The organism is Prevotella sp. P6B1 (assembly GCF_000702825.1).
GTDB lineage: Bacteria > Bacteroidota > Bacteroidia > Bacteroidales > Bacteroidaceae > Prevotella.
This window is the reverse complement of the sequence record NZ_JNKF01000013.1, coordinates 136669-159061: the sequence shown is the minus strand read 5'-3', so window position 1 is coordinate 159061 and position 22393 is coordinate 136669. Positions and strand designations below refer to the sequence as shown.

18 protein-coding genes are annotated in these 22393 nt (G+C 49.1%); 12 read left to right on the top strand and 6 right to left on the bottom strand.

Features of this window, described 5'->3' with window-relative positions:
* The first annotated feature begins 8 nt into the window (after nucleotides 1-8).
* From T495_RS15915 to T495_RS0109890, 8 genes are all read left to right on the top strand, one after another.
* Nucleotides 9-161, top strand: coding sequence for a hypothetical protein (locus T495_RS15915; RefSeq protein WP_155993574.1), 153 nt, complete (start codon nucleotides 9-11; stop codon nucleotides 159-161).
* A gap of 11 nt (nucleotides 162-172) precedes the next feature.
* Nucleotides 173-745 (top strand): hypothetical protein, encoded by a 573-nt coding sequence (locus T495_RS15255; protein WP_051651985.1) that lies wholly within the window; start codon nucleotides 173-175, stop codon nucleotides 743-745.
* A 39-nt stretch (nucleotides 746-784) separates the two neighbouring features.
* Nucleotides 785-1807 carry a hypothetical protein gene (locus tag T495_RS0109915; RefSeq protein ID WP_155993572.1) on the top strand — a complete coding sequence of 341 codons (1023 nt, stop codon included), beginning with the start codon at nucleotides 785-787 and terminating at the stop codon, nucleotides 1805-1807.
* A 75-nt stretch (nucleotides 1808-1882) separates the two neighbouring features.
* Entirely contained in the window at nucleotides 1883-2683 is an 801-nt protein-coding gene (locus T495_RS0109910; protein WP_231495086.1) for an ADP-ribosylglycohydrolase family protein, read from the top strand.
* Complete coding sequence (locus tag T495_RS0109905) at nucleotides 2680-3219, top strand: hypothetical protein (protein ID WP_033148549.1); 540 nt, start codon at nucleotides 2680-2682, stop codon at nucleotides 3217-3219. The genes T495_RS0109910 and T495_RS0109905 overlap by 4 nt, the downstream gene beginning before the upstream one ends.
* A 22-nt stretch (nucleotides 3220-3241) precedes the next feature.
* Nucleotides 3242-4381, top strand: coding sequence for a hypothetical protein (locus tag T495_RS0109900; protein WP_155993570.1), 1140 nt, complete (start codon nucleotides 3242-3244; stop codon nucleotides 4379-4381).
* 85 nt (nucleotides 4382-4466) lie between these two features.
* Nucleotides 4467-5729 carry a cell division protein FtsZ gene (gene ftsZ, locus T495_RS0109895; protein WP_033148548.1) on the top strand — a complete coding sequence of 421 codons (1263 nt, stop codon included), beginning with the start codon at nucleotides 4467-4469 and terminating at the stop codon, nucleotides 5727-5729.
* Nucleotides 5726-6313, top strand: a complete 588-nt coding sequence (locus T495_RS0109890) for a hypothetical protein (RefSeq protein ID WP_033148547.1) — start codon at nucleotides 5726-5728, stop codon at nucleotides 6311-6313. The genes ftsZ and T495_RS0109890 overlap by 4 nt, the downstream gene beginning before the upstream one ends.
* Here T495_RS0109890 and T495_RS0109885 read toward each other — a convergent pair.
* Complete coding sequence (locus tag T495_RS0109885; protein ID WP_033148546.1) at nucleotides 6294-7505, bottom strand: MFS transporter; 1212 nt, start codon at nucleotides 7503-7505, stop codon at nucleotides 6294-6296. The genes T495_RS0109890 and T495_RS0109885 overlap by 20 nt on opposite strands.
* A gap of 126 nt (nucleotides 7506-7631) precedes the next feature.
* On the opposite strand from T495_RS0109885, the gene T495_RS0109880 reads away from it, so the two are divergent.
* Nucleotides 7632-8432, top strand: a complete 801-nt coding sequence (locus T495_RS0109880; RefSeq protein ID WP_155993568.1) for a hypothetical protein — start codon at nucleotides 7632-7634, stop codon at nucleotides 8430-8432.
* On the opposite strand, the gene T495_RS0109875 is transcribed toward T495_RS0109880, so the two are convergent.
* The 4 genes from T495_RS0109875 to T495_RS0109860 form a co-directional block, all read right to left on the bottom strand.
* The gene (locus T495_RS0109875) at nucleotides 8425-10026 is read right to left on the bottom strand and encodes an L-lactate permease (RefSeq protein WP_033148544.1); all 1602 of its coding nucleotides are present in this window, start codon (nucleotides 10024-10026) and stop codon (nucleotides 8425-8427) included. The two genes, T495_RS0109880 and T495_RS0109875, sit on opposite strands and share 8 nt — an antisense overlap.
* Nucleotides 10027-10115: 89 nt before the next feature.
* The gene (locus T495_RS0109870; RefSeq protein WP_051651983.1) at nucleotides 10116-11030 is read right to left on the bottom strand and encodes a CapA family protein; all 915 of its coding nucleotides are present in this window, start codon (nucleotides 11028-11030) and stop codon (nucleotides 10116-10118) included.
* Nucleotides 10999-13458, bottom strand: a complete 2460-nt coding sequence (locus T495_RS0109865) for a DUF3160 domain-containing protein (protein ID WP_033148543.1) — start codon at nucleotides 13456-13458, stop codon at nucleotides 10999-11001. Before T495_RS0109865 ends, T495_RS0109870 begins: the two co-directional genes overlap by 32 nt.
* Nucleotides 13455-13922 carry a hypothetical protein gene (locus T495_RS0109860; protein WP_033148542.1) on the bottom strand — a complete coding sequence of 156 codons (468 nt, stop codon included), beginning with the start codon at nucleotides 13920-13922 and terminating at the stop codon, nucleotides 13455-13457. Before T495_RS0109860 ends, T495_RS0109865 begins: the two co-directional genes overlap by 4 nt.
* 123 nt (nucleotides 13923-14045) lie before the next feature.
* Here T495_RS0109860 and T495_RS0109855 point away from each other — a divergent pair, with 123 nt between their 5' ends.
* From T495_RS0109855 to T495_RS0109845, 3 genes are read left to right on the top strand one after another with little or no spacing between them, the layout of a single operon-like run.
* Entirely contained in the window at nucleotides 14046-17057 is a 3012-nt protein-coding gene (locus T495_RS0109855; protein WP_033148541.1) for an FAD-binding and (Fe-S)-binding domain-containing protein, read from the top strand.
* 19 nt (nucleotides 17058-17076) lie between these two features.
* Nucleotides 17077-18672: a carboxylesterase/lipase family protein gene (locus T495_RS0109850; RefSeq protein ID WP_231495085.1), complete on the top strand. Its 1596-nt coding sequence runs from the start codon at nucleotides 17077-17079 to the stop codon at nucleotides 18670-18672.
* Between the two features lie 16 nt (nucleotides 18673-18688).
* Complete coding sequence (locus T495_RS0109845; RefSeq protein WP_231495084.1) at nucleotides 18689-19609, top strand: endonuclease/exonuclease/phosphatase family protein; 921 nt, start codon at nucleotides 18689-18691, stop codon at nucleotides 19607-19609.
* Between the two features lie 89 nt (nucleotides 19610-19698).
* On the opposite strand, the gene xyl3A is transcribed toward T495_RS0109845, so the two are convergent.
* On the bottom strand, nucleotides 19699-22293 hold the full coding sequence (xyl3A, locus tag T495_RS0109840) for a xylan 1,4-beta-xylosidase (RefSeq protein WP_033148539.1): 2595 nt from the start codon (nucleotides 22291-22293) through the stop codon (nucleotides 19699-19701).
* Between the last annotated feature and the right edge of the window lie 100 nt (nucleotides 22294-22393).

The window sequence follows — 22393 nt, the reverse complement described above, 5'->3', positions numbered from 1 at the left end:
TTACAATTATGGCAAGAGATTTTTATGACGATTCTTATGAGTGCGAAGGTTACGAGTGGACAGAAGAAGATTCATGGGACGCTCTGACAGATGGTATGTACGGCGATATGCCAAGTAACCCTTGGGACTATGATGCGATGATGGATGCCATGGGATTCTAAAACCGCTGAAAATGGAAAATGAGATTAAACAACTGGTTTCAAAAGAATTGGAGCGTTTTCACTGCTCCATTCTTTTGGACGAAGTTAGGGAGAGGGTACGCAAACTAAAGGCGTATGGCATAGATGATACGGAAATCGCTGCAGCTATGAACGAGGAAGAACTATTCCCTCAACTAATTGTGACAGAAGATTACAAGATCGTATTAGCAGGCGAAAAGCCAATTGAGGTGGATATGGAGCCTCTGGTAAAGGCTGTATACCTACTGTTCCTCTCGCATCCAGAAGGGATAATTCTGAAATATCTTCCTGATTATCGCAAAGAATTAACCGAGTTATATCTGCTGTTGCGCCCACATGGTTTAACAGACAGAGTCAAGAAGAGTATTTTAGATGTGACAAATTCCACCCAAAACTCAATAAATGAGAAATGTACAAGGATAAGAAAAGTCTTTTCAACTCTTCTACCAAGAAGTGTAGCCAGATACTATGCTATATCAGGCAAACGTGGAGAAGCCAAGAAAATTGACCTAGTTAGAGCCAATGTGATATGGAAATGCAAATTGCCTAGTTCACAAGGCTTGTGATTAACAAATGCTTGATTGAACCGAAATAATAGATTAACTTTGCAAACAAAAGATGGAGGATTCTTTATGATTCATGTTGTTATATGGCTGATTATTTTTGCCATTTATTACTTCTATCATGTCTATAAGGCAAGCGTAGAAGAGAAAGAGGCTGAGGAAGAACAGTTCTTCCATGATTTGATGAATGACGAACAAAACAAAGAGGATGATATTTCTATCGCTGAATTGGTGTTGACAACGTTGCGTAAGATAGGATGTACTCCTGAGACTGAAAAACGTAATAGTTTGAACTATGCATATTTTACGTATCAAGGCGAAAAATTTACTATAGAGAGTAATGATAAATGTTTCTTCATCACTATCTATGATACCTGGTGGCATAGCATATCTATATATAGCGATGTTGAAGATATAGCAAATCTTCATAAGACAATCAATATGGTAAATCAGTATGTAAACTGTACATTAGTATATACCACTAACAAAGAGATAGAGGAGATAGGCGTGCATAGCAAAAGAACGGTATTATTTGTTAAAGAGATACCTGAAATTGACAAATACCTGTTATGTATACTGAACGATTTCTTCAAGGCTCAGAGATTGGCTATGACAGAATTAGAGAAATGTAAAGTAATAGAAAACAAAATAAAAAAAAATATGAGAAAGAAGGTATACATCATTGGGATGATAGTGTTGGTATTGATTGTCATAGCTGAAGGTTTTGTGATTTATAATCTATACGCTTTCATTAAAAAGGAGGAGAATATGTATGCTCATTATGAGAAAGAATACATAAAGCGACTTAGCGATGAATTAAAACTTGAACGTAAGGGGCTAAGGCATGATACCAGAGGTGGAGATTTCTGTCCTGCCTGCGATAGTAAGGATGTTGCAGAAATCCGATATGGCTTATATGATTCGAAGAATGATGTGTGGAAGGAGGAAATAGAAAGTGGAAAAGTGGTTTTGGGAGGCTGTATGGTTGGTGAAGATTCTAAACGATTCTACTGCAATGATTGTGGATATAAGTGGGGAGCGTTAGAGCTGAATGAGGCACAATAAAATCTTTTTGCTTAATATAAATATTGTATTATGGGAATTATTTCGTATTTTTGCAAACGTAAAGGAGAAAAGAACATGGAACAAGTGAGAATGTTAGGTGCACTGGTGGGCGATATCGTGGGATCAGTTTATGAGTTCAACAACACGAAGAGGACTGATTTTAAGTTACTCTGCGACGAAAACGTTTTTACAGACGATTCTGTAATGACGTTAGCTGTGGCTAAGTGGCTACTGGAAGACGAGACTCATACCATACATTATTTAATATACTGTATGCAGGAGTTAGGCAAAAGATACTCCAATGCTGGTTATGGAGCGCGTTTTGGATGGTGGCTTGAAGAAGACGATCCTCAGCCTTACAATAGCTGGGGTAATGGCGCTGGTATGCGCGTGAGTCCAGTGGGACTTTATGCAAAGACGCTCGATGAAGCTCTTGCACTTGCAGCATTAACGGCATCAGTAACGCATAATCATCCAGAAGGAGTGAAAGGAGCGCAGGCTATTGCAACAAGCGTGTTTCTATGTAAACAAGGAAAAACGAAACAGGAAATAAAGGAGTATATAGAAAAGACATTTGACTACAATCTTAATCGTACCATAGCAGAGATTCGTCCACGATATGAGTTTGATGTTTCGTGTCAGGGCAGTGTGCCTGAAGCTATCATTGCATTCCTTGAGGGCAATTCGTTCGAAGAAGTAATTCGTTTGGCAATCTCGCTTGGTGGTGATTCTGATACGATCGGAGCAATGGCTGGTGCCATCGCAGCCTGCATGTATCCGATACCAGATGATATCGCAAAACGATGCAATGATATTTTGACGGATGACCTCAGAGAGATTAAGGACAAGTTTATAACAATGATAGAAGAGAGATGAAGAAGTATTTGTGGTTAACTATTGCTGTTGTGGGCGTTGTATTGATGGTGATGTCATGCTCAACGAGAGACCATAAGGCTGGTTCGCAAGTGACTCAGGAGAAAGAGATGATTACCTGGGAGAAGTTGGATACGTTTGTATTTGACAATCCTGCTTATAAGGTGCTGTATCCTGATAATTTCGTGCCAGATAGCTCGCTTCTGGATAATCGTAACATGAGATTTGACTATTCGTTTGCTGGGTATGAAGTGTTTTTGAAATGTTTCTCTTATCCGAATGATGCCAATATGACTGACAGTGCGGCGGTAGAGTTTTCTGTGGGCTTAAGAAAGATAAATGAGGACTCGATCACTTTGGTAGATAAACATCCAGGTTACTTTTATCTGGAAGGAATGGATGGATATTATAAATTCTACGAGCAGTATGTAGTAGATAAAAATTATATCTGTGTACTGGGATTATTCTATTCGCCTGAACTTGGGGAAGAAAAGGTAAAAAACCTAAAGGCGCTGGTACATGAGTGGAGCCCTAAATAAGAAACGTCGCAGACTTAGGATAATGCTTATAACGATAGCAGTTATTGCCTCACTCATTATCGTAAAGATGCTATGGGTGGCGTGTGCCACTAGCGGGCTTGGTGATTGGGATAGTGAAAGGAAGGATATTATCCGCAGGGCGAATTATCTGACAGAGAGGGTGGCAACTTCACCACAACAACTGTTGAATGAGATGCCTAGTGGTATTGGTGAACAGTTTCGGGGGGAGTGGGCCTTATATACATGCTCGATGACATCTGCTGCGTTGGCTAATATTGCCTTGCTGTATCCTCAGAATAAAGAGGTGTCGCTGAAGTTCATAGACAAGATTATTGATATCGCCTTGTCGGAAGATATTCGAGAATACGATGCATTGCGCTGGAGCGAGGATCCGATGGATGGAATCTATGGCGACCTGAGTCACATATCTTATTATAGTCATTTGGCATGGATGATTAGTAGGTATAAGGAAATTGGGGGAGACAATAAGTATGATATGGAGTACCACACTCTATGCAAAGCGATGAACCGCAGAATTCGTGAGAGCTATTATCTGAATCTTCCTACTTATCCTGGAGAGTGTGTCTATGTGCCAGATATGCTTGTAGCGATTGTGGCGCTTAACTATTATGCGAAGCAGAATGGCGGGAAATATTCAGAAACGGTGAAGCTGTGGATAGAGAGGGCTAAACGAGAGTGGACAGACAAAGAGACTGGGATGTTGGCGTCGTTTATGGAAGTGAATGGTGACAGCTTGAAGATTGCACCCCCGATTAAGGGTTCATATTCTGCACTTAACTGCTACTATCTGTCCCTGGTTGACAGGGAGTTTGCCAAGGAGCAATATGAACTACTGAAGAGGCACTTCAAACAGACATTCCCTGTTACGGGAATCAAGGAATATCACGACCATAGTTGCTGGTTTGGTGTGGATATTGATGCGGGGCCTGTCATTATGAATCTTAGTCCATCGGGTACTGGTTTTGCAATAGGATGTGCCACAAGTCTGGGTGATATGGAATTCCGCAACCAACTGCTAAAGACTGCAGAAATTGGTGGTAGTACCGTAAGTTGGCTTGGCCAGAACCACTACCTAATCGCTAACATTGCCTTAGTTGGCGAAGCCATAATATTGGCAATGAGAACTACTCAACAGAAATAATTAATCTTCGCAAGGCTTGCGAGGGGGGGATTATTAGCAGGTTTGAGATTTTATTTGTATCTTTGCGGCAGAAATAGTTTTAGGCATGGGTGAAGAGATATTAGACTTTGGTCCTGTAAAGGATACGATGCAGGGCATCATCAAGGTGATTGGTGTTGGCGGAGGTGGTTGTAATGCTGTAAGCAATATGTATAAAGAGGGCATTACAGGAGTGACATATGCCGTATGTAATACTGATAGCCAATCGTTGTCACGCTATCCTGTACCAGTAAAAATCTTGCTTGGTGAGAGTGGTCTTGGTGCTGGCGGAAATCCTACTGTTGGCAAAAAAGAAGCAGAAAGCAATATTAACGATATTGTAAAGTTACTTAGCGATGGCACTAAAATGGTGTTTGTAACTGCAGGAATGGGTGGCGGAACTGGTACTGGTGCAGCACCTGTAGTGGCTGGTGTAGCTAAGGATATGGGGCTACTCACGGTAGGCGTGGTTACAATACCATTCAGTTTTGAGAAGAAACGTAAGATCATCAAAGCTCTGAAGGGTGTCGATGAGTTGCGAAAGAATGTAGATGCATTGCTGATAGTGAACAATGAGCGCCTTTGCGACGTATATGCTGATTCTGAACTTTCTGTAAAAGAGGCGTTCCTGAGGGCTGATGGCATTTTGATGAATGCTGTAAAAGGTATCTCGGAACTGATTACATTGCCAAGTGATGGAGGTATCAAGAGTGACTTCCGCGATGTAGAAACAACCATGCGAGATGGTGGTGGTGCCATCATGGCCATGGGGCGTGCGAGTGGTGAAAAGCGTGTGCAGAGGGCTATCGTCGATGCGCTTGATTCGCCTTTGCTATATGGAAATGACATAGGTAAGGCAAAACGCATACTGTTCAATATCTATGCAAGTGATGAGCGTCCGATATTCGTGAAAGAGTTGCAGGAGATAGACGATTTCTTCGACCAACTTGATCCTAACATTGAAGTGATTTGGGGTACGGCTACTGACGATACTCTTGGCGAGGATGCAAAGGTTACGATACTGGCAACAGGTTTGGAGGATGATTTCAGTAATGAGGTGAAGAAAGAAGTACACCACGATGAAGATGATTACTATGAAAGTCTGATATCAGGCTTGTATAAGCCCAAGAAGAACACTATTGGTGAGGTGATAGCTGTAGAACAGAAGATTCCATTTGAGGTAGAGCAGGCACCTGAGCCAGAACCAGCACCTACACCTGAACCAATAGTGGTTGTTGAACCAGAGCCAGAAACTGAGCCTTACAAGCTAACGGCGCTTGATGGGTTTAAAAGCTGGCTTAAAAAGGTGATGAAAGAAGTTTCAGAATGAGTGAGCTGATGGCACCTGAGCAGACTGTCCAAGAGATTAAGCGACTTGTGAGGCAGTTGCAAGCAGAGGGTAGGAGTGACCTTCTGCTTAAGGCTATTGGTGTGCCATTACTTGAAGAGCTACGCATCGAGGCTGCTAAGAGTAAACTAAGCAGACTCGTCATCACAGAAGATTATCGCTTTATTTTAGCTGATTATCATAAAGAGGTAGAACTACAACCAGTGCACAAGGCGGTGTATCTGTTGTTCTTGGCTCATCCTGAGGGTATCGAATTTAAGCGATTGGCTGATTATCGCGAAGAGCTAACTAAGTATTATACTGCTACTGCCAAAGGGGCGGATCGGGATAAGATTATTGAAGGTGTGGATCATTTGGTGAATCCACTGGATAATGCGATTAATGAGAAGTGCTCGCGTATTAAAAAGACGTTCTTGGATATGATGGATGAATACACTGCCAGCTACTACATTATCAGTAGTCACACGCAGAAACACTTTGAAGGTTCAACTCGTATCTGGTATGAACGCCTGAAGATTATCACCCTGCCCAGGGAGTTGGTCATCTCTACCGCACGGTGGGGTTGAGATTGCGGCGGGTGAAGAAGGCACGGGTAGCAAGGAAGAAAGTGGTGACACCAGTAGCGTTGATAAGCACCACGGTCCAGAAGGCTGCGCTGTAGCTGATAAGCTCGGAAACGATACCGCCTACGAGGATGCCGAGCCCCATGCCTATGTCCCACGAGATAAGAATGGTGCTGTTGGCGGTGCCACGCTGGTTGTTAGTGGCTACGTTGATGGTCATATTCTGGAAGGCGGGCCACATGTGTCCGTTGCCTAAGCCAATCAACAAAGCAGAGCCGTAATAGCCAAGCATGATAGGGACATGCTGATGGGGGAACAGGGTGGGCATCAGGATAAAGAGGGTGTAGCCTACTAATGAGATGACCATGCCTGTGGCGGCATTGTGGGTGACGCGGCCATTGCGGAGCGCCTTGCCGCCTTGCAAGCGTGATAGGATGAGACCTACCGAACAGAGCATGAAGTAGGTGCCGGTGCCGCCGGTGATACCCATCACCTCCTTGCCGTAGATGGCGAGGTAGTTGCTGAGAACACCGAAACTGAAACCGAAGGCTACCATGTTGAGGCCGAGCAGCCAGCCACGAGTCAGGAAGAATCGGTCGAGCGATAAAGCGGATTTCTCGCGTACAATCTCCTTCTTAGGCAGTTTCACCGTTGAGTCGATGAGCCAGCCGAGGCATGCCACGATGAGGGCGAGCCAGAATAGGAACTCGAAACTATCGGTGAGCTGATAGATAAAGATACCGATGGTGGGCGCAATAGCCATGGCGAGATTGTTGCTCAGCCCGTAATAGCCGATGCCTTCGGTGCGGCGACTGCTTGGTAGCACATCGATGGCCACCGTAGAATTAGATACGGTGAGGGCACCGAAGGGACCGCCATGCAGCGTGCGGACAATGGTGAACAACAGTAGGGTAGAGGCTGCCAGATAGCCGGCAAAGAAGATAGCGAAGGCTCCGAAGCTGATCATCAGCACCGTTTTGCGAGGGAATGAGTCGACCACATAGCCGCTGAACGGACGGAACAGCAGGGCGGTGATAGTATAGCCTGACAGCACCAGTCCGATGACGTCCTTGGTGGCACCGAAGTGTTCGCTCAGATAGAGTGGCAACAGCGGTGTGAGCACGTAGAAGGCGAAAAACAACGTGAAGTTGGCCGCCATTACCTTGCAGTAATTCCTATTCCAAAGTTTCTCCATTGTGGGTGCAAAGGTACGATTAAGCGAGCATAAAACAAAAGAACTAACGTTAACGAAGTATAATGCGACTTAACTTTTGACCTCTGTATACGTCTAACATCAAAAATAGCACTATCAACTATAAGTATGAAACGAACTGTATTACTATCCGCCATGGCGATGCTGATGTCATCGGCCGTGATGGCACAGAACAGAGAAGTGAAAGTGGGCGACGTGACGATGACCATCAACCCCGAGAAGGGTGCGAAGATACTGTCGCTCAAGTATCAGGACAAGGAAGTGATTTCCCAGTTGCGCTGGCCGGAATCGTTCGGCAGCACCTTCTGGACCAGTCCGCAGAAGGAGTGGTACTGGCCGCCTGTACCCGAAATTGACAAGGGTAACTACGAGGTGGTAGAGAAGGACGGACACCTGGTGATGACCAGTCCTGTATCCGAGAAACTCAAGTACCGCATCCGTAAGGACTTCAGTACCGATGCGAAGGATGGCGCCATTGTGATAACCTATTCGATTATCAACGAGAGCGACGAGGAACGCAAGGTAGCTCCATGGGAGATTACCCGTGTGCCCAACGAGGGCGTCATTTTCTTTGATGCTCCATTAGAGAGTATCACGCCTGCCGGGCTGCTGAAGTTTGAACAGAAGGATGGCGTGGTATGCTATCAGGCCGATGAAGCGCCCGAGAACCGAAAGATAAACGCTGATGGTAAGGGATGGCTGAGTTACAAGAACAACGGGCTGGTGCTGACCAAGAAGTTTGCCGATCTGCAAGCCGGACAGCCTGCACCCAACGAAGCTGAGATTCAGGTTTACGTGAACCGTGGCAAGACGTATATAGAAATCGAGAGCCAAGGTGCATACACAACCTTGGCTCCCGGTGAATCGCTTGATTGGACGGTTCGCTGGTATCTGAAACCGGCTAAATAACGTGTAGTCCGAGGAATACCATCAGGCCGTTCATCAATATCCAGAAGATAGCGAACGGCATGGTCTTACGCATAATGTCGCCATCCTGCCCCTCCATATCACATGCTGCGGTAGCGATGGCGATACTTTGTGGAGACAGCAGCTTACCTCCCTCACTACCGGCACAGTTGGCAGCAGCCAGCCAGTTGGTTTCGTTACCACTCACACCGAAGAATTGGGCATCGTTGACCAGCCCTAACTGACCAGCGGCAGCAGCCTGCAGCTTGCCGAACAGAATGTTGGCCGATGTAGCCGAGCCTGTGACGAAGGTGCCGATAGAACCGATGAGTGGGGCGAAGAATGGGAAAGCTACACCCGTCAAAGCTACCAGACCAGTGGCGATGGCCAGCGTCATACCGGTATTGTTCATCAGCATGGCCAGTGCTACCAGACAGCAGATGGTGATAGCTGTCTTCTGCAGGTTGATGGTGGTTTTGGCCAGCATCTTCATCAGCTTGCCGAAACTCAGTCCCTGAATCAGACCGCCAATCATGGCGCCGAGGAATATCATCAGTCCGGCATTCGATAGCCAGCCGAACGAGAAGGTGTTGCCAATCACGGGGATATCAAACTTGGTGACCAGCGTGGATTTGAGCAACTCGTTCATAGCTGGTACAATCTTACTTGAAATCAGGATGAAGAAGATAATCAGACCGTACACACTCCAAGCTTTCAGCGTCTTGGCGATGCCGAACTTCTTCTTCTCAATATGTACCTCGTCGTTAGGATTCTCATCACGGATAAACAGCTTGTTGTAGATGAGCATGGCGATGATAGCCGCTACCGAACCTAAGATGGCTGGTGTTTCGGGACCTAAGAAGTGGGCACAGCAGAACTGTACGAGGATAGAGAATGTGCCTACAAACAGTGCCAGCGTGATATTCTTCATCACCTTGGTGCGGTCGGTCATCATCAGGATAAGGAACGGCGTGATGTAGAACATCAGCGAGAGCTGCAGGATGATAAAGGTGGCCACCTCGCACAGCATCTCGGGCGAAGCGGTTCCATCGGCTACCTGATTGGCCAGAGTGGTGGCAGGCAGACCTACGGCACCGAAACCTACGGCTACCGTATTGGCTACCAGACAGATAACGGCTGAGAACATCGGCTTGAAGCCCAATCCGATCAGAATGGCAGCGGGAATTGCCACGGCTGTTCCGAATCCGGCCATACCTTCGAGCACTCCGCCAAAGCCCCATGTGAGCAACAGTACCAGCAGACCCTTGTCGCTGGTCAGTTGGATAAACTGGGTCTTGATGGTCTCAATTTCCTTGGTCTCCACCAGAATATTATAGCTGAAAATCGCACAGATGATAATCAGGATAATGGGGAAACAAGCCTTGAGACAGCCCTCGACCACTGACCAGAAGGTGATGCCATAGATGGATGTGCCCGAGTATTTTTCAGGAACGATGCCCATCGACGGAGCAACAAGTACTGCCAGCAGGATGGTTACTATCAGTGTGATTAACGCGCTCTTCCAGCCTGACATCTTGAGACCCATCATTAATACGAAGAGCAGAATAATAGGGATAACAGATACAATTGCTGCCATAGGTTTTAGTTATTCGTTTTAAATATATAAGTTCTGCGGACAAATATACGAAATATTCTTAAATCATATTCAATATTTTAGTGAAAAAATCAAAAATGGCCTTCGATTGTTGGTATGCAGTTGCGAATTTCGATAGGAATGGTCTCTGTTTCTACTTTGTGAGGCGTCACTTTCAGTCTGACAACACAGCCTTTGGTGTTGAGTGGTTTGGATAGGTCGAAGATGAAATTGCCGATGCTGTAGTATATCTTTTTGCCTTGGAACTCCTCGATGCTCTGCAGGGTGTGGGTGTGATGACAGATCAGCGCATCGGCACCGGCACGTATCAGCTGGTGGGCATCCCACCGCTGTCGGTTGATGGGGTTCAGCGTATGTTCGCCGCCCCAGTGTAGCGAAACGATGATGACGGCAGTCGAGTCGGATTGGCGCAAGCGGTGTACCCGATTGAGCAGCGAGTCCATCGGTTCCTGACTCACGCAGGGCTTGTCGGGCAGATAGGCGTAGTTTTCGAGTGCCAGACGGAGCGAGGATATCAGCCATACTTTGCGTGGACTCGATGCCAGCAGAACGGGTTCTGCGGCCTCTGACATGTTGCGACCGGCACCTATCGGCACCATGCCGGTCTCAATGATGTGGCGGCGGGTGTCCATCAGGCCCTCGCGTCCTTGGTCGATACTGTGGTTGTTGGCCAGGTTCAGGTGGGTGATGCCATGCTGGTGGAGGGCTTCGAGCCATTCGGGTTCGCTACGGAAGATGAATAGTTTCTGTACGGGAGCAATCCGTTTGGTTGTCGGACACTCCAGATTGCCCACCACCACCTGTGACGACTGGAACAAGGAGTCGATGCTTTTGGAAAACAGATGGTCGATGCCTTTTCTCTCAATCACTCGTCGCACCCCGCGGTCGAGCAGGATGTCGCCTGTGAATACGATGCTAAGTGTGTCGGCACCCAAGGCCGGTACACTCAGTATACTAACAACCAGAGCTATAAAATACCTCTTCATTGGGTTGTGGCTTCTTGTTGAGTGGCACGATGATACGTTTCATCCATTCGGGTGTACCCTTGCGTGGGTTCTTTCCCAGTTGCTGTTGCCACTCCTCGTCGGTCAGACGAGGCTCGTTGATGGGCTGGATAAACTCGCGATAACTCAGCACTGCGCCACGAGTCAGATACAAATAGCCGCCAATCTCCACCACGACGTAGATTTCGTCGGCATCGCCTACTCCCTCGAAGAGGATGGATTTCTTGTCGTTGTTGTCGGCATTGGCTGTATATACATCGGCTACGATTGCCACCTTGCGGTCGGCTCCCTCTATATCGGTCCAGCCGTACAGCTCATGATCGGGCGAGCGGAGCAGTTCAAGTGAGATATTCTCGAAGACGGCGCCGATATAGCCTATCTGGTCGTACTCCTCGTCGGTGAGTTCCTGACCAGCCAGTTCCTTCTCGCTTGCACGTAGCAGGAAAGTCACTTCGTCGCTGATACGTTCGGTTACGGTTTGTATCTTCTCCGTCATCATGTGCTGATCCTCCAGTAGCTTAGCGGTATTCTTTAACAGGTCGGCGGCTTTCTGCCAGAACTTGACGTTGGGTTCCACGTAGCCCTTGACGACAGGATCGGGCACATTTTCGCCACCACCGCATTCGGCACCCATTGGCTGTTTGGCGTAGAGGATTGCGTCGTGTTTCAGCTCTGCCCACGAGGCCAAGGCGGCATTCAGGTCTTTCTTGCCCCAGGCGGGATTCTGCATAAAGTAAGGCAGGGCGGTGGCTTGCGTATTCTCCGAGTTGATTGTTGCGGCATTGGCTACACACATATCTTTCAGGGTGGCCATCCATTGGGTGGCGATGGTTTCCTGCCAGTTGATCTCACCCATACGGCTCTTCATCTTGTCGAGGGTGGGCAGCAGGAACTTCCAGTCGGTCTTTTCTTCCTTCAGGATCTGTTCGGCAGCCGTGACACCCATGGCTGCCATCACATCGAGTCCCTTTGGGGTGGCACGCTGGGGCGGACAGTTCTGATAGTCAACCATCTCCTGTAACACCTCGGCATCGGGCTGATAGCGCTGTGGCATCACACATATCTTATTATGACTGGTCTTCTCGTATTTCGGACGGATACGGGTCTGCTTGTTGCCGATGTCGTTCAGCTTGTCTGTGATAGCCTTCATCGCCTGATCGTCGTTCAGGAGTTTCTCCATTGCCATACCTGTCTTATCGACTTCGGCCAAGACCTGTGGCAGACTCAGATTGTCAGGTTGTCCCATCAGCAGGGTTATCAACTCGTTTATCTGGTCGTACTTCTGGCGCATGTTCTTATTCTGTTTCAGCATATAAGCCATCTGCACCGCTTGCTTTACTTCGGTATCGTGATCCATACCCATGGGGGCCGACTGTAACCACATCATGCCTCGGAAGTAGCGCTTCAGCGCATCGTTGCGGGTGTAGTGTCCACGAGCACGGAACAGACTGTATGGAAAATTCACGTCGCCCATGTAATCCATCAGCATGCCGCTACGGGCATTTGTGGCCTCTATGCAATGGTTCACCTCTTCGGCCACTGTGCGGTTGAGTGATGCATTGGCAACCGGCTGACCAGTAAATAAGTGCAGGGCCACATCGAAGAACTGGATGTTACGACCTGCGATACGGATGGTCTCTGCATCGCCATTGGCATGACGGATGATAGTGGTCAGCGCCTCCTTCATATCCTGTGTGAATGCCGTCATCAAAGGCAGTAACTGGTATTCCTCCAGTTCGCGAAACATACAGTCGATATACAGATGATAGAGCTGCAGATAGAGGTCGGTAGTAACGAAGTTGGGAAAGTTGTTGTAGTCGTTCTGCTCGTAGATATGGAACAGTTGTGCGTGGTTCGACGGTACAATGGCAAATCCTTCCTCACCGAGCTTCTGACAGAGTGTGGAGTCAAAATCTTTCAACTGCTTCGGGTTCAGCAGGTTCGCCATGTTCACCAATAAGCCTTCGCCTACTTCAAAGTTCTGCTTGGCCAACTCGTCCTCGCGGTCTTTCAGTCGCTGGATAAAGTTCTTCTCTTCATCGGTATAGCTGATGAGCTGCTGCTCGTCGATGGTGCGCATATAGGCATCTCGCCAGCTTTCGTTCTGTTTGCACTTGACATCAGGCATCTTCTCATCGAATTTCCAAACCAACGAGTCGTACCAAGAGGTGGTTTCGTAGATGCCTCGCAGATATGAGTCCTTGAAGGGATAGCCCCTCTGTGCTGCAGGTGCGTTACGTAGCAGGCGCACATCGCTGAGGTTCAGCCCGCTTACGTCCATGTTATAATCGATACTGTCGCCCAGTTTCTCGGCATCAATGGTCGATACTGGCATGACTACATTCTGTTTCTGACTGCAGCCGGCTATCAAGCCTGCCACACATACCCATACGAATACTTTACTTTTCATTGATTGAAGGTACTTATTGCTGTTTCTTTGTTTACTCCTTTTACGATATAGTGGTCGAAAACCATGCCGAAGCCGCCCCAATGATAGTCGGATACAACATAGTGCTCGTCGGTTGTCTTCTCTATGGCTCGTATCTTCCCATCGACATAGCGGAAGTCCTCGAGTATGCCGCCCAGCTTTGAGCCGAGCCACAGGGGGCGTGCCTTACCATTCACGGATTTGAAGATAAAGATACGGCGCCCCTTTTCAGGATAGAATCGCGTGCCTTTCACTACGCCTACGATGGCATCCTGTTGGCCGTCGCCATCCACATCGCCCGTCTGGAACTGATATACGGGGTAGGGCAGGCGCCAGTCATTCAAGAAAAACAGACTGTCGTGTTCTTTCTTCAGTTCGAAGTTCTGCGCATTACAACATAGGGCGCAAAACCACATGGTTAGTATGGGCAATAGTCGATAGTACATAACGCCGTTAGACATTTATTGGGGGCAAAGATACGTTTTTTTTCTTAATTTGTGCATTGGTAATAAAAAATTTTGTATATTTGCTCACAAAATTAAAATTCTAACTAAATACTTACGTGCCCTATGCTGAAACAATTCCTTTCTGAACTGCGGCAATTCTTGCCTTCAGACCGTATTTATACCGATGAGCTTCGTACCTTAGGATGGGGTACCGATGCCAGTTTCTATCGTCAGATTCCGAAGGTCATTATCCGTAGCGATGGCGAGGAGGAAATATCGCAGATCGTCAAGTTGTGCCAGCAGCACCAGCTGCCGTTCACCTTCCGTGCGGCAGGCACATCGCTGAGCGGACAGAGTTGTACCGACTCGGTGCTCATTGTGGCTGGTAAGCATTGGGAGCAGTATGAGCTGGGGCAGAATCTGGAGTCGATCAAGCTGCAACCGGGTATCGTAGGTGCAAGGGTAAATCAGATATTGAAGCCTTTCGGGCGTGTGTTCCCGCCAGATCCCGCTTCTATCGGCTCGGCGATGGTAGGTGGTATCGTGGTGAATAATGCTTCGGGTATGAACTGCGGCGTGCATGCCAATAGCGACCGCATGCTGATTTCGGCTCGTATCATCCTGACCGACGGTACCGTTCTGGATACTGGCGATGAGAAGAGTCGCGAGGCTTTCCGGAAGTCGCATCCGGAATTCCTGCAGAAGATTGAGGCGCTGCGTGATAAGGTTCGTGCCGACCAGGAGCTGGCCGACCGTATCACGAAGAAATACAGTATCAAGAATGTGACTGGATTGAACCTGCGTCCGCTGGTGGCATACGATGACCCGTTTGACATCATTGCCCACTCGATGGTTGGTTCTGAGGGTACACTCGCCTTCCTTTCGGAGGTGACGATGAAGACGCTGAAGGACTATCCGTTCAAGGCTTCGGCCATGGTTTACTTCCTGACCATGAAGGAGAGTTGCGAGGCTGTGGTGGCCATGAAGAAACTGCAGGCTGGCGATGAGGATATCGAGATGAGTGCCGAGAACCTGATGGTAAAGAGTGCCGAGATGCTCGACTATAAGTCGCTATCATCTGTAGATGATCCGGTATATCTGCAGTACAAGCAGGATGTGGATGCCGGTAAGATAGAGGGCGTGGAGCCAGGCGACTATCACAACCTGACCGCCATCCTGACAGAGACCAAGGGCATCACCCACGAGCAGCTGCTCCAGAAGATAGAGAAGATTAAGGCATGCTTAGGCGCATTCCGACTCTATATCCCAGCCGAGTTTACCGAAGATCCTGCTGTGTATGGCAAGTACTGGGCTATCCGAAGCGGTATCTTCCCATCGGTAGGCGGTACCCGTCCGGTAGGCACCTCATGCCTGATTGAGGATGTGGCATTCCCTATCGAGTCGCTACCTGAGGCCACGGTGAAGTTACAGAAACTCATTGCCGACCATGGCTACGACGATGCCTGTATCTATGGTCACGCCTTTGAGGGTAATTACCACTTTATCCTGAACCAGAGCTTTGCCGATGAGCATGAGGTGGCACGCTATGCCGAGATGATGCGCGATGTGGCTAAGTTGGTGGTTGAGGGGTACGACGGTTCGCTGAAAGCTGAGCATGGTACAGGTCGTAATATGGCACCATTCGTGAAGTACGAGTGGGGCGAGAAGGCTTATGAGGTGATGCGGGAACTGAAGGCTATCTTCGATCCGGATGGATTGCTGAACCAGGGCGTGATCTTCAACGATGATCCCGATTGTTTCATCAAGTGTCTGAAACCGTTGCCTGTGCTTGACTTCGATTTCGACAGCGTGCCTGATGGTGGGCATTATCTGATGGATGCTTCGCTCTCTACAGCCAAGGAAACTATCGAGCAGGTGAAGCGTGCCAACAAGTGTATTGAGTGCGGCTTCTGCGAGGTGAACTGTATGTCGTGCGGACTCACACTGTCGAGCCGTATGCGTATTGCTGTTCAGCGCGAAATCCGTTATCTTACCAAGACGGGCTCCGATCTTGTGCGTTTGGCCACGCTGAAGAAACAATATAAGTATTACGGTGACCAGACCTGCGCTACCGATGGCTTGTGTTCAACCTCGTGCCCGATGAAGATCAATACGGGTGAGTTGACCCACCTGATTCGTCAGATGGATATGAACGAGAGCCCGATGGGCTATAAGCTGGGCGAGTTTGCCGCTAACCACATGGCGGGTATCAAGAGTGGACTGCGTGTCGTTCTCGATGTGGCGCATGCTGCCCACGTCACCCTCGGTCCTACGCTGATGACGACCGTCTGCCGTACCATGAACAAGATGGGACTGCCGCTATGGACTACCGCTATGCCGAAAAAGCATCGCCAGCCGAAGAAGAGCGACCTGACACAATTTATTATTGAAAAGTCAATTCCGCATAAGGAGGAAGAACACTCTGAATACAAGGTGGTTTACTTCCCCAGCTGTATCAATCAGACCATGGGACAGTCGAGGGGAGGTGGTAAGATTCACGACCTGGTGGATGAGGTGATCCAGCTGATGGCTAAGGCCGGCTACGAGGTCATCTTCCCAGAGGGCATGGAGCGTATGTGCTGCGGTCAGATATGGGAGTCGAAGGGTATGCTCGATATTGCCGACCGTAAGAGTGCCGAACTTGAGGCTGCTCTGTGGAAGGCCTCCGAAGAGGGTAAGTATCCGGTTCTCTGTGCGCAGAGCCCGTGTCTGCACCGTATGAAAAAGGTGATGCATAAGATGAAACTCTACGAACCCGCTGAATTTATCATGAAGTATCTGGTGCCCCGATTGGAGTTCCATCCTATCCATCGGCCTATCGCACTGCATATCACCTGTTCTACCCGTCAGATGGGTGTGGCCGACGATCTGATCAATCTGGCAAAGATGTGTTCAACCCAGGTATATCTGCCTGAGGGTGTGGGCTGTTGCGGCTTTGCCGGCGATCGTGGATTTACTTTCCCCGAGTTGAATAAGTATGGCTTGCGCAAGCTTCGCCCACAGATTGAGGCCAATCATATTGAGGTAGGCTACTCGAATAGCCGTACTTGCGAGATTGGTCTCGAAACGAATACGGGTATTCCTTATATGAGTATTGTTTATCTGGTCAATGAATGTACAACAACTAAAAAATAATTATTAAAGAAAACGATTTATGAATCTGTTACTTAGAAAACTTGTGCTGTGTGCCATTGTGATGGCAGCAGTCGGTGTGCAGGCTCAGAAAGCTTGCTGTAAACAGGAGCAGCCACTATTGGCTACCCATGTAGAAACTGGTGATGTACAGGGTGTTCTCGACGAAGGTCTGGCCGTGTACAAGGCTATTCCTTATGCTGCTCCCCCTGTTGGTAATCTGCGTTGGCGTGCACCTCAGCCTGCTAAGGCTTGGGAGGGTGTACGTGTGTGCGACAAGTTCGGACCACTGCCTCCGCAACCCACACGTCCTGGTCGTACTGCCGATATGATGAGCGAGGACTGTCTCTATCTCGGTATCGCTACGCCGGCCAAGGCCAAGTGTGAGAAACTGCCAGTGATGGTATGGATCCATGGCGGTAGCTTCCAGACCGAATGGTATGGTGGCGACTTGTGGAAACGTCTGGCTCAGCGCGGTGTCGTTATCGTCAGCATCGAGTATCGTACAGGTGCCTTAGGTTTTATGGCGCATCCCGAACTCTCTAAGGAGGACAAGGAAGGTCATTCCGGCAACTACGGTATCCTCGACCAGATCTTTGCCCTGCAGTGGGTTCAGCGTAACATTGAGCAGTTTGGTGGCGATCCTTCGAAGGTGACTATCTTCGGTGAATCGGCAGGTGCCATCAGCTGTAGCATGCTCTGTGCCTCGCCCTTGGCTAAGGGCCTGTTCCGTGCCTGCATCAGTCATAGTGGAGGCTCGTTTGCACCTTGGAGCGATCAGCCCCGTTCGTTAGGTCTCGATGCTTCGCAGAAGGGCGCAGAGAGTCAAGGCGTTGCTTTTATGAAGCATCTTAAAAAGAAGAGTATTAAGCAGTTACGACAGATGGATGCTATGCAGCTTTGCGATGGAAATGTGGGCTTTGCCGGTTTCTGGCCTTGTGTGGATGGCTACGTGATTTGCGACGATCAGTACCGTCTGTACGAGCGTGGCGAGTATAATGATGTGCCTGTGATTGTGATGACAAACAGTGATGAGGGTGCGCTCTTTACTCCGGGTAATATCAAGGCTGAGCAGTATCAGAAACAGGTACGCCACATCTTCGGTTCATGGGCCGATGAGGCATTGAAGGTGTATCCTGGTTCGACCGATGATGAGGCTTGGCATGGTAATGGTGATGCCTTCCGCGATATGGGATTTGCCTGGCCATCGTATGCCTGGGTAAGTCTGCAGGCCAAGACTGGTAAGAGTCCTGCCTATGCAGCCTATCTGGCTCAGCCTTCAGAGGTAAGTTTCTCTCGCGATCCGCGTCGTAAGGGTGTGGCTCATGCCGATGATATCATGTATCTGAACGGTACGTTCTTCGACCAGCCTCAGAAGTATCCTGCCGAGAGTGCTGTGGCAGAAATCATCCAGCAGTATTGGGTGAACTTTGCCAAGACCTGCAATCCTAATGGTAAGGGACTGCCTTACTGGCCATCGTTCGACGATGCGAAGCCCACTACCATGCAGTTCAGCAATGGCGCCTCGCTGATTATGCGTCCCAACCGCGAGCAGGTGGATTTCGTGGATCGTTACTACAAAGCCAAACGCGAAGAAACAGAATCAAGCAGACATTAAATAACAAACGCTACTAATGAAAGTATTAAGTAAACTCATGCTGGTTGCCCTTGTTGTGGCAGCCAGCATTACTGCACAGGCCCAGAATCTCTACGTGGGCAGTTATAATATCAGAAATCAGAATAATGGTGATGTGAAGGCTGGTAATGGCTGGCAACAGCGCATGCCGGTGTTATGTGGTCAGATTCTCTTTGAGCATCCCGATATCTTCGGTGCACAGGAAGTGCTGGAATCGCAACGCCAGGACATGTTGAAGCAGCTTACTGATTATGACTGTATCGGTCTGGGCCGCGACGACGGCAAGCATGGTGGCGAGCATTCCAATATTTTCTATGATCGCAACAAGGTGAAAATACTGGATCATGGTGACTTCTGGCTATCGGAAACGCCCGATAAGCCTGGCTTAGGATGGGATGCTGCCTGCATACGTATCTGCTCGTGGGGCTACTTCCAACTCAAAGGTACCAGCTTGAAGTTCTATTATTTCAATCTGCATATGGATCACGTAGGTACTGTGGCCCGTCGCGAAGGTGCCAAGCTCGTTGTGCAGCGCATCAAGGAGATTGCAAAGGGTAAGCCCGTGATATTGACTGGCGACTTTAATGTGGACCAGACCAACGAGATCTATACCATCTTTACGCAGTCGGGCGTACTCGATGATAGCTTTGAGAAAGCTAAATTGCGCTTTGCCGAGAACGGAACCTTCAATAGCTGGGATCCGGAACTCAAGACCGATAGTCGTATTGACCATGTGTTTGTATCGCCCTGTTTCACGGTAGAACGTTACGGCGTGCTTACCAACAGCTACTGGGCTGAGGGTCAGCAACAGGGTGAGGCACTGAAAGGCATCGACGCTCCTCAGGAAATCTCGTTCAAGAAATACCAGAAGCGTCTTCCTTCTGATCACTATCCGGTATTCGTACGATTACGTAAATAGCTACCCTAACACTAACTCCCCTCTACCCTTATACTAACTATGCTTTAGTGTTAGGGTAGAGGGGAGTTAGTATGATACTTTCTTTTTGGTTACTTGATAGCTACCTTTATCTTCTTCAGGTCGCTATCGGCACTTGATGTGCCCACCATGATCTCATATCTGCCAGGCACCACTCGCATGGTGTTGGTCTTCACATCCCAACCCTCAAAGCGCTCGCGAGGCAGGTCGATGCTAACCGTCTTCGTCTCGCCAGGATTCAACTCAACCTGACTATAACCACGCAGTGTCTTCAGAGGTCCTTCCTGGTCGGCTGTGTTACGGATGTAAACCTGAACCGTCTCCAAGCCTTTGCAGTTGCCGGTATTCTTAACTTGTACCTGCAACTTGCCGTTCTTATAGGTTGGCTTGCTGATGGCAAAGGTGGTGTAGCTCAGACCATAGCCGAAGGGGAAGAGCGCCTCACCTTTGAAATAGCGATAGGTACGGCCTGTCATCTTATAGTCGAGGAAGTCGGGCAGGTCGTCGGTGCTCTTATAGAAGGTTACAGGCAACTTGCCGCTGGGGTTATACTGTCCGAACAGTACCTCGGCCAAGGCTGTACCACCCTGTTCGCCTGCGTACCACCATTGTAGGATGGCATCGCATGATTCCAGTTCAGGCACCATGGCGATAGCCGAGCCGGAACAGTTCACAAAGATGACCTTCTTTCCTGCTTGATGAAGCATGGCCAGTACATCGCGCTGCGATTGTGGCAGTTCTATGCTGGTGCGGTCGCCACCCTTGAAGCCTGGCTCGCTCACCTTCATCTCTTCACCCTCGAGGGTAGGAGCGATGCCGCCTACGAAGACTACTGTCTCGGCGTTGCCCACTTGTGCCAGCAGTTCCTGATAAGTAGGCGCAATCTTGCTTTGGATATCGAAATCGATAGCAGCGTAGCCGCTTTCCTGTGCATAGTCTATTTGTATGCGGTAGTGTTTACCCGCCTCTACAGCCAGTTCGGTTTTGCCGCCCTGTATGCGATGACGCACTTTCCATACGTCAACAATGGTGTCGCTATTTACTATCAGGCGCAGCATATCATCGGCCTTGATGTCGAAGATGAGCGTCTCATTGCGAGTGGGCTTGAAGGTTCCATCGAAACGGGCAGAGAAATGCTCCAGATTGACGCCTGGCGCAAACACTGTGTTACCGCCGTTGTTCAGGTGGATAGGTTGTTTGATGACGGTTGTAGCTACGGGGACTCCCTTCATCTCCATATTGTTCCAATAGGCCACCTGCATACCGCGGTTGCCTAATGGGTCGATAATCTCGTTGAAACGACTCTCGAAACTCTCGTTACGGGTCAGACCGCAGCCGGCGATGAGTTTCGCATGGGGAGCGATAGCGCGGATACCATCGATAGCGGTGATGGTCTCGGTGGCTGAACCGGCATAGTTACCCCACTGCATGATGGCATCGTTGGCGTTTGGTCCCATCACCACGATGTTTGATGCGGCTGTTGACAGGGGCAGTACCCCATTGTTTTTCAGCAGTACGATGCTCTTGCGGGCCATGTCGAGGGCCAGCTGCTTGTGTTGTTTCGAAGCCACCACCTCTTCAGGTATTTGTGTCCAGGGGTTCAAGTCGTCGGGATCCAGGTCGCCCAATTCGAAACGGGCTATGAGCAGGCGACGCAGACTACGGTCGATAGCCTCCTCCTTGATGTCGCCACGTTTCACTGCCTCGGGCAGCCGCTTGTATTCCGATCCGCACTCCACGTCCGTACCAGCCAGTACCGCCTTGGCTGATGCCTCAGCACCATCCTTGGCCACATTGTGCCAACGGGGCAGGAAGTCGCGGATGGCACCGCAGTCGCTGGTGATGAGGCCGTCGAAACCCCATTCATCGCGTAGTATCTGTTGCTCGTAGCGTGTCTGTGCGCAGCAGGCCTGTCCGTCTATACGCTGATAGGCGCACATCACCTCAGCCACCTTACCCTGTTGTACCAGAGCCTTGAAAGCCGGCAGATAGGTCTCCCAGAGGTCGCGCTCAGGCAGGTTCTCAATGTTGAACTCATGTCGGTTCCACTCCGGTCCGCTATGTACGGCAAAGTGCTTGGCGCATGCCAGCAGCTTGCGATAGGGGCTCACCCCCAGGTCTTCGCCATGGTAGCCCACACCCTGCAGACCGCGCACCACAGCCAGTCCCATCTTAGCGGTGAGGTAGGGGTCTTCGCCATAGGTCTCCTGTCCGCGTCCCCATCGGGGATCACGGAAGATATTGATATTAGGTGTCCAGAACGACAGACTCTGATAGCGTTTGATGTCGCCGGAGCGTTTCGCTTGCTGGGCTTTCACGCGTGCCTCGTCGCTCACGGCAGTAAACACCTGGTGCAACAGGGCATCGTCCCATGAGGCCGCCATCGCCATGGTGATAGGAAACACGGTGGCGAAGCCATTGCGGCCAATGCCGTGCAGCGCCTCGTTCCACCACTGGAACTGCGGGATGCCTAAGCGGGGAATGGCGGGCGATGTGTCCATCATTAACGAAACCTTCTCTTCAAGTGTGAGTCGGCCCAGCAGGTCATCAGCACGCTCGGCTGCCGAGAGGTTCGGATTCTGGTAGGGTAATGACTGTGCGCAGGTAGATACGGCGCAAAAACATAGCACTGAGGCTAAAAGCGTTCTAATTTGTTTCAGTTTCATATTGTTTTAATTTCGTTTTCTGGCAGCAAAGATAAAAAGAATAATTGAAATAGACAATTTACTATATATATATTGTGTACGAAAACGTTAACGTTCGAAA